The 16,462-nt window shown below is 66.4% G+C and carries 10 protein-coding genes; 8 read left to right on the forward strand and 2 right to left on the reverse strand.

Annotation, left to right across the window (positions count from 1 at the left end; all coding sequences use genetic code 11):
• The 7 genes from ACFY2B_RS22205 to ACFY2B_RS22235 all read left to right on the forward strand — a co-directional run.
• On the forward strand, positions 1 to 550 hold a 550-nt coding region (locus tag ACFY2B_RS22205), incomplete at its 5' end, for a transposase (RefSeq protein ID WP_390764809.1).
• 251 nt (positions 551 to 801) lie between these two features.
• On the forward strand, positions 802 to 1,113 hold the full coding sequence (locus tag ACFY2B_RS22210) for an AAA domain-containing protein (RefSeq protein WP_390765040.1): 312 nt from the start codon (positions 802 to 804) through the stop codon (positions 1,111 to 1,113).
• Positions 1,076 to 1,228, forward strand: coding sequence for a hypothetical protein (locus ACFY2B_RS22215; protein ID WP_390764810.1), 153 nt, complete (start codon positions 1,076 to 1,078; stop codon positions 1,226 to 1,228). The genes ACFY2B_RS22210 and ACFY2B_RS22215 overlap by 38 nt, the downstream gene beginning before the upstream one ends.
• Before the next feature lie 134 nt (positions 1,229 to 1,362).
• Complete coding sequence (locus ACFY2B_RS22220; protein ID WP_390765041.1) at positions 1,363 to 5,634, forward strand: LamG-like jellyroll fold domain-containing protein; 4,272 nt, start codon at positions 1,363 to 1,365, stop codon at positions 5,632 to 5,634.
• A gap of 113 nt (positions 5,635 to 5,747) precedes the next feature.
• Entirely contained in the window at positions 5,748 to 12,200 is a 6,453-nt protein-coding gene (locus ACFY2B_RS22225) for an RHS repeat-associated core domain-containing protein (RefSeq protein WP_390764811.1), read from the forward strand.
• Positions 12,197 to 12,949 (forward strand): hypothetical protein, encoded by a 753-nt coding sequence (locus ACFY2B_RS22230; RefSeq protein WP_390764812.1) that lies wholly within the window; start codon positions 12,197 to 12,199, stop codon positions 12,947 to 12,949. The genes ACFY2B_RS22225 and ACFY2B_RS22230 overlap by 4 nt, the downstream gene beginning before the upstream one ends.
• Positions 12,950 to 13,170: 221 nt before the next feature.
• The gene (locus ACFY2B_RS22235; protein WP_390764813.1) at positions 13,171 to 13,533 is read left to right on the forward strand and encodes a hypothetical protein; all 363 of its coding nucleotides are present in this window, start codon (positions 13,171 to 13,173) and stop codon (positions 13,531 to 13,533) included.
• 60 nt (positions 13,534 to 13,593) lie between these two features.
• On the opposite strand, the gene ACFY2B_RS22240 is transcribed toward ACFY2B_RS22235, so the two are convergent.
• The gene (locus ACFY2B_RS22240; protein WP_390764814.1) at positions 13,594 to 14,454 is read right to left on the reverse strand and encodes a ParB N-terminal domain-containing protein; all 861 of its coding nucleotides are present in this window, start codon (positions 14,452 to 14,454) and stop codon (positions 13,594 to 13,596) included.
• On the opposite strand from ACFY2B_RS22240, the gene ACFY2B_RS22245 reads away from it, so the two are divergent.
• Entirely contained in the window at positions 14,420 to 15,394 is a 975-nt protein-coding gene (locus ACFY2B_RS22245) for a cytochrome P450 (protein WP_390764815.1), read from the forward strand. The genes ACFY2B_RS22240 and ACFY2B_RS22245 overlap by 35 nt on opposite strands.
• A 47-nt stretch (positions 15,395 to 15,441) precedes the next feature.
• On the opposite strand, the gene ACFY2B_RS22250 is transcribed toward ACFY2B_RS22245, so the two are convergent.
• Positions 15,442 to 16,332: a recombinase family protein gene (locus tag ACFY2B_RS22250; protein ID WP_390764816.1), complete on the reverse strand. Its 891-nt coding sequence runs from the start codon at positions 16,330 to 16,332 to the stop codon at positions 15,442 to 15,444.
• Positions 16,333 to 16,462 lie beyond the last annotated feature (130 nt).

Genomic DNA, 16,462 nt, shown 5'->3' on the forward strand with positions numbered 1-16,462 from the left:
CGGCTGCTCCCGCGAAACCGCCAAGCGCTCGGACCTGGCCGGGTGGGCACAGTACGGCTACTGCGCGTCGCACTCACGATACTTCTGGGGCCTGCAGCTGCACCTGGTGTGCACGCTCGGCGGACTGCCCGTCCTCTTCGCCCTCACCGGCGCGAAAGCCGACGAGCGCGAGACGCTGCGCGACATGCTCGACACCGCACCCGACGTGACCGCCGCCCGTCCCGGACAGACGATCATCGGCGACAAGAACTACTACGGCAGCGCATTCGAGCACGACCTTGCCGAGCGCCACCTGGAACTGCTGCGGCCGGCCCGCAAAGGCGAACCAGAGCGGGCCGGGGCACACCTGTTCAAACCACTGCGACAGGTCATTGAGTCGATCAACCAGACCTTCAAGGGGCAACTCGACCTGGAACGACACGGCGGCAAGAGCCCAGCGGGAGTAGCAGTCCGCGTCCTGTGCCGGATCCTCGCGCTCACAGCGGTGATCTGGCACAACGACAAAACCGGACAGCCAATCAAGCGGTCACTGACCGCCTACGATCACTGACGCAACAACACCCCTTGGACTCATTCATCTAGTTCGTTCGACCCAGCCATGGCGGCCTGTTCGCGCCACGGCCTGCTGAACCACAACCCAGCCGAACCGCAGGCCAGCACACCCCAAGATCACTCGCGGGTCAGCCCGTAACTCACATCGCGGAGGTCGGCCCTGAACGCGAGGCCCTCATCCGGCGGCGACAGGGGCCTGCATGCCGACTGGCTGGAGAAATACCGTCTGGCCTACCGACGGCACTCGGCATTCCACGCGGCCGCCCATGTGGTCGGCGAACCTGGTCCGACGTAACAGGCGGCCAGGCCACACGGCCACCGCGCGGTTCCTCGTGGGTCAACAGTGCGGAGGCCGAACGGGTCGAAGACTGCGTGCGCGACCTGTTGGCATACCTTCCGCCCAAGGTAACGATCGGCGTGGTCACCCCCTTCGAAGAACTTCGCGACCGGCTCAGCGCGTACGTCCCCGACCGGCTTCGCGTCGGCACCGTTCACCCTTTCCAGGGCGGAGAGTGCGACGGCCGTGACCTTCTTTCTCGTCGCGACCAACGGAATGAGTAGGGGCGCCATCAGCTGGATCGGGCACCAGCTCAACCTCTGGAACGTGGCCATCACCCGCGCACGCAGTCACCTCATCGTGGTGGGCGACGCCATCTACTGGCCGGATTCCCGGTAAACGTAACGATCACCACAGGCGCAAAGTCAGACTTTTCAGTCGTCGAAGCTTTCCTCTCCGTTGACCTGCTGTTGGTGTGTGGGGTTAGTTACTGCAGGCAGTTGTGAGACCACTGTGTGCGGGGTGTGGCGGAAATGCGGAGCCGGATGAGGGTTGGGCCCAGGGTGATCGAGATCCTGCTGGGTTTGGCCTTAGCTGTCGGGTCAGTGCCTGCGCTGGCCACCAGTGCGTCGGCAGGCGTGGCGGCGGCCCCGAGCAGTCAGAGTGCGTCACCGGCCGATGATGCGGGTGGCCTGTCGGAGGCTGATGCACGGGCGAAGGCTGCGAAGACCGGTGAGCCGGTGGAGGTTGCGGCGTTGCGTGGTGAGGCCAGTGAGGTCTTCGCGATGCCGGACGGCAATCTTGAGGCGCGTGAGTATCTACGTCCGGTCTGGGCCCGTGTGGCGGGTGGCTGGCAGCGCATCGACTCTGACCTGGTGGTGACCGGGTCGGGCATGGTCGCTCCCAAGGTGTCGACGATGGGTGTGGAGTTCTCGGGCGGGGGCGCGGCTCCGTTGGTGGTGATGCGGCGTGCGGGGCGGGAGCTGAGCCTGTCGTGGCCCACGTCGCTGCCCGAGCCCGAGCTGGCGGGGGCGGTGGCGACTTATCCGTCGGTGCTGCCGGACGTGGATCTGCGGATGACGGCGCAGGCGGATGGTTTCACTCAGTTGCTGGTGGTGAAGACGGCCGCGGCAGCGGCGAGTCCTGAACTGGCCGAGTTGCGGCTGCGGCTGTCGGCGCAGGGTCTGTCCGTTGAAGAGACTCCGGAGGGTGGCCTGCAGGCGCTCGACCCGGGGGCCCAGGGCGCGGTTTTCGAGGCGCCGAAGCCGATGATGTGGGATTCCAGCCCGGGTACGGAATCGGCGGGCACGGCGCGGTCGTCGTCGGCAGGGTCCGGTAGCAACGCTGAGCCGAGGGCGGCTGCGGACGCGGGGGAGGGGCCGGGTGCGGGGGAGTCGGGCAAGCTGGCGCCGGTGGAGGTGGAGGTGTCTGCTGGGCAGAAGGAGGTGGTGCTGACTCCGGATGCCGGTGTGCTGAAGGGCGAGGACACCACGTATCCCGTCTACATCGATCCGCAGTGGTATTCGCCTCGGGCGTCGGCGTGGACGATGGCGTCGGAGTACTGGGCGTCGTCGCCGCAGTGGAAGTTCAACGGGGAGTCCGATGCCGGGATGGGTTTCTGCAATTGGTCGTACTGCAAGCCGAACGACACCAAGCGCCTTTTCTACCGCGTCCCGGTGTCCGCGTTCGCGGGCCGGTCGATTCTGTCGGCGGAATTCGTGGTGCGCAACACCTGGTCGGCGTCCTGTGGAGCGCGGACGGTGGAGCTGTGGCAGACCAAGGACATCTCCTCGTCGACCACGTGGAACACCCAGAAGGCATCCGGCTTCTGGATCAAGCAGTTGGACGCGCCGTCATTCGCGTACGGATTCGAGGGCTGTGCGGCCAAGGACGGCGAGTTCGATGTCAAGTCCGCGGTGCAGACGGCTGCGAACAACAAGGACTCCACGATGACGTTCGGCCTGAAGGCGGCCAGCGAGGAAGATGCCTATGCGTGGAAGCGGTTCTCGGACAAGGCGTTCTTGCGGGTGAAGTACAACCGTCCGCCGGCTCAGATCAAGATGTCGCAGTTGACGATGGTGTACGGCGGCACGTGCAAGAAGCCGTCGTCGGCTGCCCGGGTGCGCAGCCTCGGCCTGATCTATGCGAACAATGTCACCGATCCGGACGGGGACAGCGTCGCGGTGCAGTTCCAGGCGAAGTGGGACGGCGGTTCCTGGAGCCCCGCGAGGACATCACTGAAGGCGTCAGGGACGTCTTTCAAGATCAGCCTGCCGTCGACGATTCCGGAGGGTAAGTCGGTCAACTGGTACGCCCGTGCTTATGACGGGGCGCAGTACTCGCCGTGGTCGTATGCGGGGGATGCGACGGCGTGCTATTTCGTCTACGACAAGAATGCGCCCGCGGCGCCGACGGTCAGCTCGGGTGAGTATCCGGAATCGGATCCGGCGGATCCTGATGACCCCTGGCATGACGGGGTCGGGCAGTACGGATCGTTCACGATCGACGGGGTGAACTCGGATGTGACGACGTACTGGTACGGCGTCAACGGCGATCCGAACCCGGACAACACGATCAGGACTTCGGGCGGGGCTGCGCAGATCGCCAAAGTGCTGCCGTCCAAGCCGGGTGTCAACTTCTTCACTGCGAAGGCTTTCGACTCGGCGGGTAACGGCAGTGAGACCCGCACCTACTTCTACCGGGTGAAGGCCGGGCAGCCCGACCGTGCGACCTGGCAGATGGACGAGGCCGCCGACGCGAGCAAGGCGGCGGGCTCCACTCCGCCGCGCAATCTGAAACTGCTGGGCGGCACCACGGCCGGGGTGGAGGGTGTCACGGGTACGGCGGTGCGGTTCAACGGTACGGACGGGTACGCCGACACCGACCTCTCCCCGGTCAATTCCACCCAAAGCTTCACTGTGTCCTCCTGGGTGAAGTTCGATCAGCAGCCCACCCGTTCGGCGGTGGTTGCCACCCAGCCCGGCAATGTCATGGCGGGCTTCGAGCTCTACTACTCCCTGACCTACGGCTGGGTGTTCAACCAGCATTCCGCGGATTCCGCTGATGCCACCTCGGTCATGGCCAAGGCTGCCACGCCCGCACCGGTCACGGTCGGCAAGTGGACGCAGGTGGCCGGCTCCTACGATGCGACCCTCGACCTGCTGCGACTGTATGTCGACGGACAACTGGTCGGTGAGAAAAGCTGGTCCACACCGTGGAACGCCCGCCGCGGCCTGCGCCTGGGTGCCGGGTCCTACAGCGGGACACCGGGCAACTTCCTTCCCGGCGCCATCGACGAAGTGCAGATCTTCAGCCGGTCGCTCGCCGACAGCGAGGTCGGCAAGCTGTATGCGAAGGAGACTGTCGGCGACCCGGGGCCGCCCGCGATCGCGGTGTTCCACCTGGACGAGGAAGCCGGCGCCACCGAGATCGCCGGCTACGGCGGAGTGTTCCCGGCGGAATACCACGGTGCCGTCACCACAGGAGTGCCGGGTATGGCGGGGAAAGCCACACACTTCGACGGCGCAACCGGCTACGGGAAGATCGGCCAGACCAGCGCCCCGCACATCAACACCTTCCGGAGCTTCACTGTCTCCGCCTGGGCGAAGCTGGACAGCCTGGCGGCTGAAAGCGGCGTGGTCGTGACGCAGGCCGGCAAGGAACGCCCCGGGATGGAGCTGTACTACTCCGCCTCCGCCCAGCAGTGGACATTCGCCCAGTACACGGCGGACACACCGGATGCGGGCATCGTTCGCGCAGTCCCTTCCGCCGGTACGAAGGCGCGGGCCGGGGAGTGGACGCATCTGGTCGGCGTGCACGACACCGAGGACAACACACTCACCTTGTATGTGAACGGGGTGAAGGCCGGCTCGGTCACCCAGACCAGCCCCTTCTATGCAGCCGAGTCGATGTATATCGGTACAGGGATGTTCGGCGGAGCGACGCAGTACTTCTTTCCTGGCTCTGTCGACGACGTCCGGGTGCTGGACCGGCCGGTCTCGTCCGTCGAGGTGCAGCAGATGTTCAAACAGCGCCCATTGGTCAAGAGCCGCTGGAAGTTCGAGGAGACTGTCGGTACGGCTCCGGTGACTGTTCCGGATGCTGCGGGCACCGGCAATTCCCTCACGCTGAACGGTGGCGCCAAGAAGTCGGATGCGGGATTCATCGACTTCGGGGCCATGGAACTCGACGGCATCAACGGCTACGCCTCCGCGAAGAGTATGCCGGTGGATACCTCGGGCAGCTTCACGCTGACGGCCTGGGCGCAGGCTGCGGCGATGCCCGACGGGGCGGTGGCCCTGGCCGGCGCAGAAGGAAGCGCGCGCAGCGCCTTCACGGTCCGCTTCGTGCCCGATGCCACTGCCCCAGAGAACCTCCCTGGGCGCTGGCAACTGGCGGTGGCGGACAAGGACGCCGCGGACGCCACCGTGGTGCAGGTCGACAACAGCGCGTTCCACAACGCCCGCGAGTGGAACCACCTGGCCCTGGTCTACGACGGCTTCGCCAAGGAGGCCCGCCTCTACGTCAACGGAAGTCTGGCGGAAGTCGCCTGCACGGACGCCGACGGTGATGGCACCAGTGACAGCGACACCTGCACGGATCAGGTTCCCTGGGCGGAGAACGTGCTGTCGTTCAAGGCCACGTCGCTGCAGATCGGCCGCAGCGGCACCGGCAGCAGCGCCGGCGGGTACTTCCCCGGCCTGGTCGATGACGTATGGACCTTCCAGGGCGCACTGACCGACGCCCAGATCGCCAAGCTGGCCACCAACTGGTTCGAGGTGCCCACCGAAGTCCCCGGCGACTGACCGAACAGATGGTGCGCCGGGAACGGACGGACCCGGCGCACCCTTTCCTTCCCCACCTGAATGTCCCGCACCCACCCCTGGGTGAGTGCCTGTTGATGAGGATCGGATCCAGCATGTACGGCATATCGCGAGCACGTCGTGCTGTCGTCCAGCGGCGAAGAGTCGCGCTGGGCGTCTCGGCAGTCCTGATCGCCACACTGCTGCAGGCAGCGGCCTCCGCGCCCCTCGCTGATGCGGCGGACATGGGCCGCCCGTCGGTAACGGACCTGGACAAGCCGGTCGCTGCCGGCCCCGCCATCAAGGCCAAGCCCCGCAAGGAAATGAAGGGCCCGCGCACACCGGCAGAGGCGCCCAACGCTGCATGGCCCGCGACCGGCTCCGCCGTGGTGGCATTGAACGAGCCGCAGACCAAGGCCAGTGATCCAGTGAAGGCCAAGGGGCTGCCACTGGAGCTGAACACCCCGGCGAAGCAGGTCAAGTCCGCCACCGGCGGTCACATCGAAGCCCGCGTGCTGGGCCAGGACGCGTCCCGCAAGGCGGGCATCGACGGCCTGCTGGTCACCCTGGATGCCCAGGACCCGGACGCGGCGGGCACGTTAGGGACCACCGTCGGCTACGCATCCTTCGCGCAGGCATTCGGTGGCTCCTATGCTTACCGCCTCTCCCTCGTCGAACTACCCGCCTGTGTGCTGACCTCACCGGTCAAGGACGCCTGCCGCACCACCACCCCCGTGGCCGCGGACAATGACACCGAGGCGCAGACGCTCACGGCGTCTGCTGTGTCCGTCAAGGCCGGCAGCCCGACGGTGCTGGCTGTGGTCGCCGACGACTCGGGCAAGACCGGTGACTACAAGGCGACTCCGCTGTCGGCGTCGTCGACCTGGAGCACCAGTCTGAACTCGGGTTCCTTCAGCTGGTCCTACGGCATTCCGGTGCCTGCGGTGCCAGGCGGCCTGTCGCCGAGCGTGGGGCTGTCGTACTCCTCCGGAGAGATCGACGGGCGCACCGGCAACAGCAACAACCAGTCCTCGTGGGTCGGCGACGGGTTCGACCTTTCGCCGGGTTTCATCGAGCGCCGCTACAAGCCGTGCGCGGATGACGGACAGAAAGCCGACGACGGTGTCAACAAACCGGGCGATCTGTGCTGGGGCTACGACAACGCCTACATCTCCTTCAACGGCAAGAGCGGCGAACTCGTCCCGGACGGCGATGACGAGTGGCGGCTGAAGAACGATGACGGCACACGCATCGCACGGCTGAAGGAGACAGCCCGCGGCAACGGTGACGATGACAACGAGTACTGGCAGGTCACGGCCGCGGACGGCACCCGCTACTTCTTCGGCTATAACCGGCTGGAAGGCTGGGCGGACGGCAAGGAAACCACCGACTCCACCTGGACCGTCCCCGTCTACGGCGACGACACCGACGAGCCCTGCCATGCCGCGACCTTCGCCGACTCCTGGTGCCGGCAGGCATGGCGGTGGAACCTCGACTATGTCATCGACACGCACGGCAACGCCATCGCCTACTACTACGACAAGGAAGACAACTCCTACGGACGGAACCTGAAGGCGGCCGACGACACCCGTTACACCCGGGGTGGCTACCTCGACCGTATCGAGTACGGCGTGCAGTGGGACCATGCCTACAGCGCCAAGCCGCTGGCCAAGGTCGACTTCACCAGTTCCGAGCGGTGCCTGCCCGACAGCGCGACGGACTGCTCGTCCATCTCCAAGGACGCGTTCTACTGGTATGACACGCCGTGGGACATGAACTGCGATGCGGATACGGACTGTGACACGAGCTATTCGCCGACGTTCTGGACCCGTAAGCGCCTCACCGGCATTTCCACCCAGGTCCTCAACGGGGCTGACTACAGTCCGGTCGACTCCTGGAAGCTGAACCATCGCTGGGGTCAGGCGGACGTCGACTACCAGTTGCTGCTCGATTCCGTGCAGCACACCGGCCAGACCGCTACCACCCCGATCACTCTGCCGCCGACTACGTTTGCCTACACCCAGTTGGAGAACCGGCTGGACAAGATCGGCGACGGCTACGCGCCCTTCGTCAAGGCACGCCTGTCGACGATCAGCGACGAGTACGGTGGCCAGACGGACGTCAACTATTCGGAGCCGGCCTGCAAGGCGGACAGCCTGCCGACACCGGAGACCAATACCACTCGCTGCTTTCCGCAGATGCTGGGTGGCTCGGACACCGAAGATCCCGAGCGGCACTGGTTCAACAAGTACGTCGTCACCTCCGTCACTGCCACCGACCGTACCGGCGGTGCCCCGGACGCCGTCACCTCCTACGAGTATCTCGACGGAGGGGCCTGGCACTACGACGATGACGACGGCCTGACCAAGGAGAAGAACAAGACCTGGTCGCAGTGGCGCGGCTACGGCCACGTCCGGGTCAGGACCGGCGGCCAGGGCGGCGGCACCGCCATGAAAACCCAGCAGGAAAGCTACTTCCTGCGCGGCATGGGCGGCGACCGCAAGGACTCCTCCGGCGGCACCAAGTCCGTCAGCGTCTCACTGAATGCTGGTGAAGGCGACCCGATCGCCGACCACGAGTCCGCGGCCGGTTTCCCATACCGGACGGAGACCTACTCCGGTCCCGGCGGCAAGGTGCTGGCAAAGACCGTCAACCGGCCCTGGCACCACGAGACCGGTAAGCGGGTGAGGTCCTGGGGCACGGTGACCTCCAACTTCACCGGCACGGCGAACACCCAGACGTTCACCTCGCTGGACAACGGTGCGGGTGCCGACTGGCGCATCGCCTCGAAGTCCATGGCGTACGACACGGTCACCGGCAGACTCACCCAGACCGCGGACAACGGCGAGACCGGAGTCGCCGACAACACCTGCACCCGCATCACCTACGCCACCAACACCAGCGCCAACATCCTCACGCTCACCTCCCGCACCGAGTCCGTGGGCGTGGACTGTTCGGCCACTCCGGACCGGGCCAAGGACGTCCTGTCAGACGTACGCACCGCATATGACGGTGGCGCCTACAACACGGCGCCCACGAAGGGCGACGTCACCGCGACCGCCACCCTCAGCAAGCACGACGGCACCACGGCCACCTACCTGGAGACCGGTACCACCTACGACTCCTACGGCCGGCCGCTGACCGTCACCGACCTGACCGCCGACGTCACCGCCACCGAAGGCGGCACACCCGTCCGCAGTACGCGCAAGGACGGCCTGACCAACACCACGACCTACACCCCGGCCACCGGCTTCCCGACCACCGTCACCACCAAGACCCCACCCGCCCAGGCCGCCGACGCCACCACCGCACAGACCACCACAACCACCCTCGACCCCCTGCGCGGCCAGCCCACAGCGGAGCAGGACACCAACGGCAAGGTCACGGCCTTCACCTATGACGCGCTCGGACGCAGCGACAAGATCTGGCTCGCCGACCGCCTAACCGGACAGGCCCCGTCCTACGACTTCGACTACTTCATCGAGGACGGCAAACCAGCCACGGTCCGCACCCTGACGCTGAACAACAACGGCGGCCAGATCCCGTCCTACACCCTCTACGACGGGCTGCTGCGCGCCCGCCAGACCCAGGACATCGGGCCGAACGGCGGCAGCCTCATCGCCGACACGTTCTACGACGAACGCGGCCAGGTCGCCAAAACCTTCGCCACCTACTACACAGCCACCGCACCCAGCCGCGTACTGTTCCCGCCCGCCAAGGCCCTGAGCGTAGAGACGCAGACCTGGCACACCTACGACGGCCTGGGCCGGGAAACCGAGTCCAGGAACATGGCGGGCAACGGCGACGGCGGCACAGTCCTGGGCATCACCCAGACCATCTACGGCGGCGACCGCACCACCGTCATCCCACCTGAAGGCGGCACCGCCACCACCACCCTCACCGACGTACGCGGGCAGACCGCCGAACTGCGCCAGCACCACACCCGCAGCGCCAGCGCCGCCTACGACACCACCAGCTACAAGTACGACCTCGCCGGCCAGCTCACCAAGCTCACCGACCCGGCCGGCAACGCGTGGACCTACGAGTACGACCTGCGTGGCCGTCAGACCAGGGCTGTCGACCCGGACAAGGGAGCCACCGACACCGCGTACGACGACCGCAGCCGCATCACCACCACTACGACCACCACGAAAACCGCAGGCGACACGGTTCTGTACCACGCCTACGACCAGCTCGGACGCCAGACCGAACTGCGGGAGAAGAACGCCACCGGCCTGCGTCGCGCCGAGTGGACGTACGACACGGTCTCCGGAGCCAAGGGACAGCCGGCCTCCTCCACCCGCTGGGTGAACGGCGCGGCCTATACGAGCAAGGTCACACTGTACGACCGGCTTTACCGGCCCCAGCGCACCTCCGTCACCATCCCGGACACCCCGGAGAACAAGGGCCTGGCCGGCACCTACCAGGCCGGCATCAGCTACAAGTCCTCCGGCCTGGTCGCCGGTGTCTCCTACTCCTCGGCGGGCTCCCTGCCCGGCGGCGGCTACTCCTACACCTACGACGACGCCCTCCGCCCGATCTCCCTCCTCGGTGACGGGTTCCAGGCAGACGTCACCAGTTACTCACTGACCGGCAAGCCGCTTCAGTACAGCTACCACTCCACCGCGAGCGGAGCGAAGGAAGCCTGGGCGACCAACACCTACGAATGGGGCACCCAGCGCCTGGCCACCTCCCGCGTCGACCGCTACGACATCGCGGGCGTCGACCGGCAGAACACCTACCACTACGACCAGACGGGCAACGTCCTGTCCGTCACCGACGTCTCCCGCGCCGGAACCGACAACCAGTGCTTCACCTACGACTACCTGCGCCGCCTGACCGAGGCGTGGACCGAAGCCGACACCACCTGCCAGACAGCCCCGCCGGCCGGCGCGCTGGGCAGCGTCGCGCCGTACTGGCACTCCTACACCTACGACAAGGCCGGCGAACGCAAGACCGAGACACTCCATGACACTGCCGGTGACACCAGCAAGGACATCCAGCGCAGCTACACCTACCCGCCGGCAGGCACCGCGCAGCCCCATACCCTGACGGAAGTCAACCAGACCGGCCCCACGGGCACGGCCAAGACCAGCTATAACTACGACCTCACCGGCAACACCACCGGCCGGACGATCTCCGGTGACACCCAGGTCCTGGACTGGGACCCTGAAGGCAAACTCGCCAAGGTGACCCAGCCCGTGCCCGGCAAGCCCGACGAGGTCACCGAATACATCTACGACGCGGACGGCAACCGCCTCATCGCCCGAGGCCCGAACAAGACCACCGCCTACATCGGAAACACCGAACTCGTCCTGGCCAAGGGAGCAACAACACCCAAGGCCACCCGCTACATCGACCTCGGCAGCGGAAGCCAGGCCGTCCAGTCCGACGACGGCAAGATCACCATCACCATCGCCGACCACCTCGGCACCGGCCAACTCGCCATCGGTATCGGCGACCTCGCACTCTCCCAGCGCCGCACCCTGCCCTTCGGCGGCAACCGGGGCAACAGCACCGGCACCTGGCCCGGCACCAAGGGATACGTCGGAGGCACCGACGACACCAACACCACCGGCCTCACCCACCTCGGAGCCCGCGAATACGACCCCACCACAGGCCGCTTCATCAGCGTCGACCCACTCCTCGAAACCGACAAACCCCAAACCCTCAACGGTTACACCTACGGCGCCCAAAACCCGCTCACTTTCAGCGACCCCACTGGCCTGGGACTCGCCTGCGGAGGCGCGGGCGGCTCCCAGGAAGCCTGCCCGACACGACCGGACGGAACACCGGGCAACGGGCGCCCCAACGAAGCGGTTGACTTCTCCAAGGGCACCGCGAGTACTGGCAGCAGCACGACCTCGAGCAGCGGCAACGGCGGCACCAACATGGCCGGCGGCTGCGATACGGCCTGTCTGAAGGCACTCAGAGCACTAGAGAAGCGGTTCTCAGGCGGCCTATACAAGGCCCTCGCGGTCGAGCTGCAGAAATACATCAAGGCCCTGGGCAAGAACACCGACCCATGCACGGAGGGTGCCTCGGTGACCTCAGGTCCCGCTGCCGCCTGTGCGGACCTCATGGGTGTGGGATCCACCAAGGACATGAACGACGTCGTGAACGACTGGTTGAATGGCAAAGGCAGCACCTACGTCTTCGGAGCAGGCAGCCTGATCACGCAGCAGCTGGCCGGGAATGACCACAACACCAAGATCCTGAGGGAACTACAGAAAGTGATCTCGGCCGCCGGATACGACGTCTCCTCCGACAAGCTTGGAGGCAGGTCGGCCTACAAGGATCCCAAGTCCAATTTGGCCAAGGATGTCCTGGGGATGATCACCGACGGAAGGCATGGCTCTGACCTTCCCGAGGCGTATATGGGGTCCTACGACGAGATCCATCAGGTCGTCAATGTGGACCGTCGGAAACGAAGCTTTACCGTGGCCTTTGCCGCGTACAACGAGACGGGGTTTGAATCCCTGACACATATCATGCCTGATCGTGCGGAGGGCTGGCAGCAGGGAACTCTTCGGCAGATATACTACTGGACCGTGACAGTGAGTGAGTGATCCCTGTGATAAGTGGTGTGGTGAAGCTTCGAGCGAAGACTTCCGACGGCGGAACCGCGGCTGCCATCGAGTGGACTTTTCGGGTGTTGTTTCTGGCCGTGCTGGCCGCGGGTTATCTCGGACTGTGTTCATTGCTCTTCCCCATGAAGGCGGAAATGCCGGACCTCCTGCAGGACATAAGGAACGGGGACACGTCTGTTGTCCGCGTCGTCAGCTACGACGTCGGTGAGGTGCACGTGTACTGGTCTGCTGGATACCTGAGGGACTACCAGTTCACGCATCGCTACAAGTCCGCTTTCACTCCGGACGGTTCTACTTCCCCGGAGGAGCGGTTCACGACGGACGTAAGGAAGACGCTTGGCGAGCAGGCTGGCAAGCTCACATTCGCGGAAGGTGACCGGCTCGACCCGCTGGGTGTCGTCGATCTGCTTGTCCCCGTCCTGTACTGGCGGATTATGCCCTTCTTCGCCTGGCCGGTAGCTGTCTGCTGTATCGTCGCCCTCACGGGCATGATACTCAGGCCGGACCTTCGCTCCCCGAGCGCGGGATACTGGCTTGTTGCCTCACTAGTCTTCGGGTTCGGCTTCGCGGCGTATTACTGGTCGGAGCCGCGGCCGCTATGGACCCGACGTGAGAATGCGTCGAAAGGGCGGCAGGTCCTGACGGGCCGACAGGTGGCGGGCGCGACAGCGTGCTGGGCGGTACTTGGCGGGGTGGCGGCTGTCACCATGGCACTGGCCCGCAGATGAGCGGACCGTGACAGGGGAAGTGGTTCGTGGCTTCGCCGAACCAGGTGCCGTCCTTGGTGAAGACGGGGACTTGGTCGCAGTCGGCGTCACGAGGTACGGACCGTACCGGTCGAGGACCATGTCATTCAACACTTACACCAGCGTGGCCGAGCGCGCCAGCGGTAACGACCTCCCGCCCGGTCACCCCCACGGAACCGGCGGCGTACCTGACCGCCGATCTCGTGCTGGAGCGGGACTGCCTCGATCCGGCACAGCATCACCGAGCCGTCCTGGGACTTGCCGAACAGGTCGGCGTACTGCTGCGCGGAGAGGGGCAGATCGCTGGCAGCATCACCCTCACGGTGCGGTGCGCCGATCACAGTTCCACCACGCGCACGCGCACACTGCAGGAACCCATTAACCCCTCAGCCGCTCATGCCGCACCTGCTCTGGGGCTGCTGACCGCGCTGGGACTGCAGCGGGCGCGCGTCCGCGCCTGCGCGCTCCGCGCCGACGGCCGTCCCAGCAGCCGAGCCTCAGCTCCCATCAGCAAGCGTCGCTGTCGTCATCGACGTAAGAGAACAACATCACCAATTTCACCGTGAGCTGAGCACGAACTCCATCCTGGATGCGCCGACCACACCAACGAGCTCCAGACCGTCCGGCTACACCGTTTCCCTGGCCAGCGCCTCAAGGGCACGCCACCGCTCGTCCACAGCCACTGTGCCGTTCTGCACCATGCGATCGATCGCGGCCCTGACGGCGGCTGCGGTCTCCACTGGGATCTCGCGCACGCCGAACACCGTCTCCAACGGCGCCATCCCCACCCGCGTCGCTTCCCCCGCGGCCGCGTCGAACCAGCCCTCGGCCAGTTCGCCCAGGTGCCGCTCGAACACGGAGAGGATCACGCCGAGCGCCGTCGCGCTGTTACCAATCTTGTACGCGGCCCGGGAGGTTTCCAGCGCATCGAGCACCGACTCGTACTGCTCCAGCCCGGCCACCCACCGCTGGTCCGCCGCGGCCGTGGAGCGCGCGGCATCGAATGCGGCCTGGGCCCTCTCCAATTCGTCGGGCAGGAACATCAGCTGCACCGAGGCGAAGTCGAGGTTGGCCTCGCCGAGGCTGGCGACGTCCACCTTCTCCAGCAGGTCCAGGGTCTTGTCGTCCAGCCCCGTGTATTGCCGCCACTCCACCGACTCCAGTTCGTCGTACAACTCCTTGAGGATCGCCGGGTCGTCCTGGCCCGCGATGGCGTTGTGGGAGAGCTGGAGGGCGATCTGCCGCTGTCGGGGCAGCGGCTCGTCGATCTGCATCCACCAGATCGAGCACAGGCCGGCCTCGATGGCGGCGAGCGTGCGGTGATTGCCGGACAGCACGATCAGCCGCCCGCTGCCGGTGTCGTTCCACACCAGCGGCGTCGAGGTCAGATGGCCGTCCCGCTTGATGTTGGCGACCAGCTGACGGAACTGCTCGTGCGGCAGGTAGCGCGCGTTGGGCTTCTCCCTTCCGCCAGCCCTGGACGCCAACCTCCTCAACGTCGACCACGCGGACCACCTGCGGCTGCGCCGACTGGTGAGCCAAGCCTTCACCGCCCGTCGCGTGGAGCAGATGCGCACCACGATCGAGGCGTCTGCACACCGGCTGGCTGATGCCCTGGACGGAGGCGGCATCCACGACCTGGCCGCCGTCTACGCCAGCCCGCTTCCGATCACGGTCATCGGAGACCTCCTGGCCGTTCCCGACACGGACCGGCTCGCCTTCTCCTCCTGGGTCGGCACCATGTTCGCCCCCGAGCACCCCGGGCAGGCCGGCGAAGCCATCAAGAAGATCCAGGAGTTCCTGACCGGCCTGGTCGCCGAGCGCCAGCGCGCCCCCGGCGACGACCTTCTCTCCGGACTGATCGCCGCCCGGGACGAGGACGACAAGCTCAGCGAGGACGAACTCGTCTCCCTCGCCTTCCTGATCCTCATGGCCGGAAGCGAGAACGCCCAGCATGTGATCACCACCGGGGTGTACACCCTGCTCCAGCATCCTCAACAGCTCGCCGCGCTCCAGGCCGACCGGAAGCTCCGTCCGGACGCGGTGGAGGAGATACTCCGGTACGCGCACCCCAACCAGATGGCCATCCGCCGCTTTCCGCTGGAAGACCTCGACATCGGCGGCGTCCGCATCCCCCGCGGCGAAACGGTGATGCTCTGCCTTGCCTCCGCGAACCGGGACCCCGACCGCTACCCGGACGCGGACCGCTTCGACATCCGCCGGGCGGACAAGGCCCACCTCTCCCTGGGACACGGCCTGCACTACTGCCTCGGCGCTGCGCTGGCCCGCATCGAGGTCGAGGCCGCGCTCTCCGCCCTCCTGGACAGATTCCCCCGACTGCGTCTGGCCGCTGCACCGCACGAGGTGCGCTGGCGCCACTCCTGGCGGTCACACGCCCTGCGGGAACTGCCCGTCACCGTGGCATGACACCCCACCCGACGTACGCACGCGCACAGTTCACCCCCTGGGGGCGGTCATCCCCATGTACGCCAGGTCAGGGCCACCCTGTCGGAGTCCACCGTGCGCGAGCCCCGGCCACCCGGATAGACGGCGATCTTGTCCAGCAGCAGGAACGTCAGTGCCCTCTTCGAGGCGAGCGGCGCGTGCTTCCACCACTTCACGAGGTCCGGAACACCAGCGACGCTCACGCCCGCAAGCTGCTCCAGGAAGCGCAGCTCCTGCCTGCCCTCGCGGATCTGCTTCGACAACTCCTTGTCTGCCGCCTTGAAAGCGGACAAGGACACGTCGCGCGCCTTCGCGAAGTCCTCGCCAAGGCGACTCTGGCGCCGGCGGTCATGCTCGATGCGCTCCCGCAGCGAGGCCGCCTCGTGCTCGGCCTGCTCGCGCGCCTTCTCCACCAGGGCGCTCACTCCCGGCTTGGCCAACTCGGCCAGCACGTGCTCACCGACATACGTCTCCAGGAGGTCGGCGTTGATCCGTACACGCCCGCAGCCCCGGGGACGCCGTGGACTGCTCGGCGGGCAGCGGTGGCCGCGGCTGCCCGCGTTGGACGGAGCACCACCGAGGACGTAGCCGCACAGGCCGCACACCAGGCGCTTACCGCTCAGCATGTACTCCCGTTCCGGCGCCTGGGCGGCTCCCGGCTGGTGCTTGGGGCGCATCTGACGGATCTTCCGGAACTGCTCGGGCGAGATCAGCTCCGGCCCGCCGGAGGGCAGCAGGTTGCCCTCCTCGTCCTCAAAGAGGCCGGCGATGGCCGGGTGATCCAGGACCGCGGCCAGAACATGGGGGCGCCACTCATTGCCGAGGGTGGTGCGGTGGCCCTCCGCGTTCATCCAACCCGCGATCTCCTCGTAGGGCTGCTCGGCTTCCCGCCGCTTGGCCGCCTCCTGCAACGGCGGCACCTCATCAGCCTTCGGCCTTCTGAACGCCGTATCCGCGAACCCGTACAGCCTTGGCACAGAATCTCCCCAGCCCTCGCCGACCCCAGTAGACCTCCCATGGTAACGAAGATAGGCCACACTGCTGCAAAGA

The organism is Streptomyces sp. NPDC001270, from assembly GCF_042896695.1.
GTDB lineage: Bacteria > Actinomycetota > Actinomycetes > Streptomycetales > Streptomycetaceae > Streptomyces.

Bases quoted from the DNA above. Each gene is read 5' to 3' on its own strand.
- ACFY2B_RS22220 (WP_390765041.1), top strand. From the start codon at position 1,363: ATGCGGAGCCGGATGAGGGTTGGGCCCAGGGTGATCGAGATCCTGCTG.
- ACFY2B_RS22225 (WP_390764811.1), top strand. From the start codon at position 5,748: ATGTACGGCATATCGCGAGCACGTCGTGCTGTCGTCCAGCGGCGAAGA.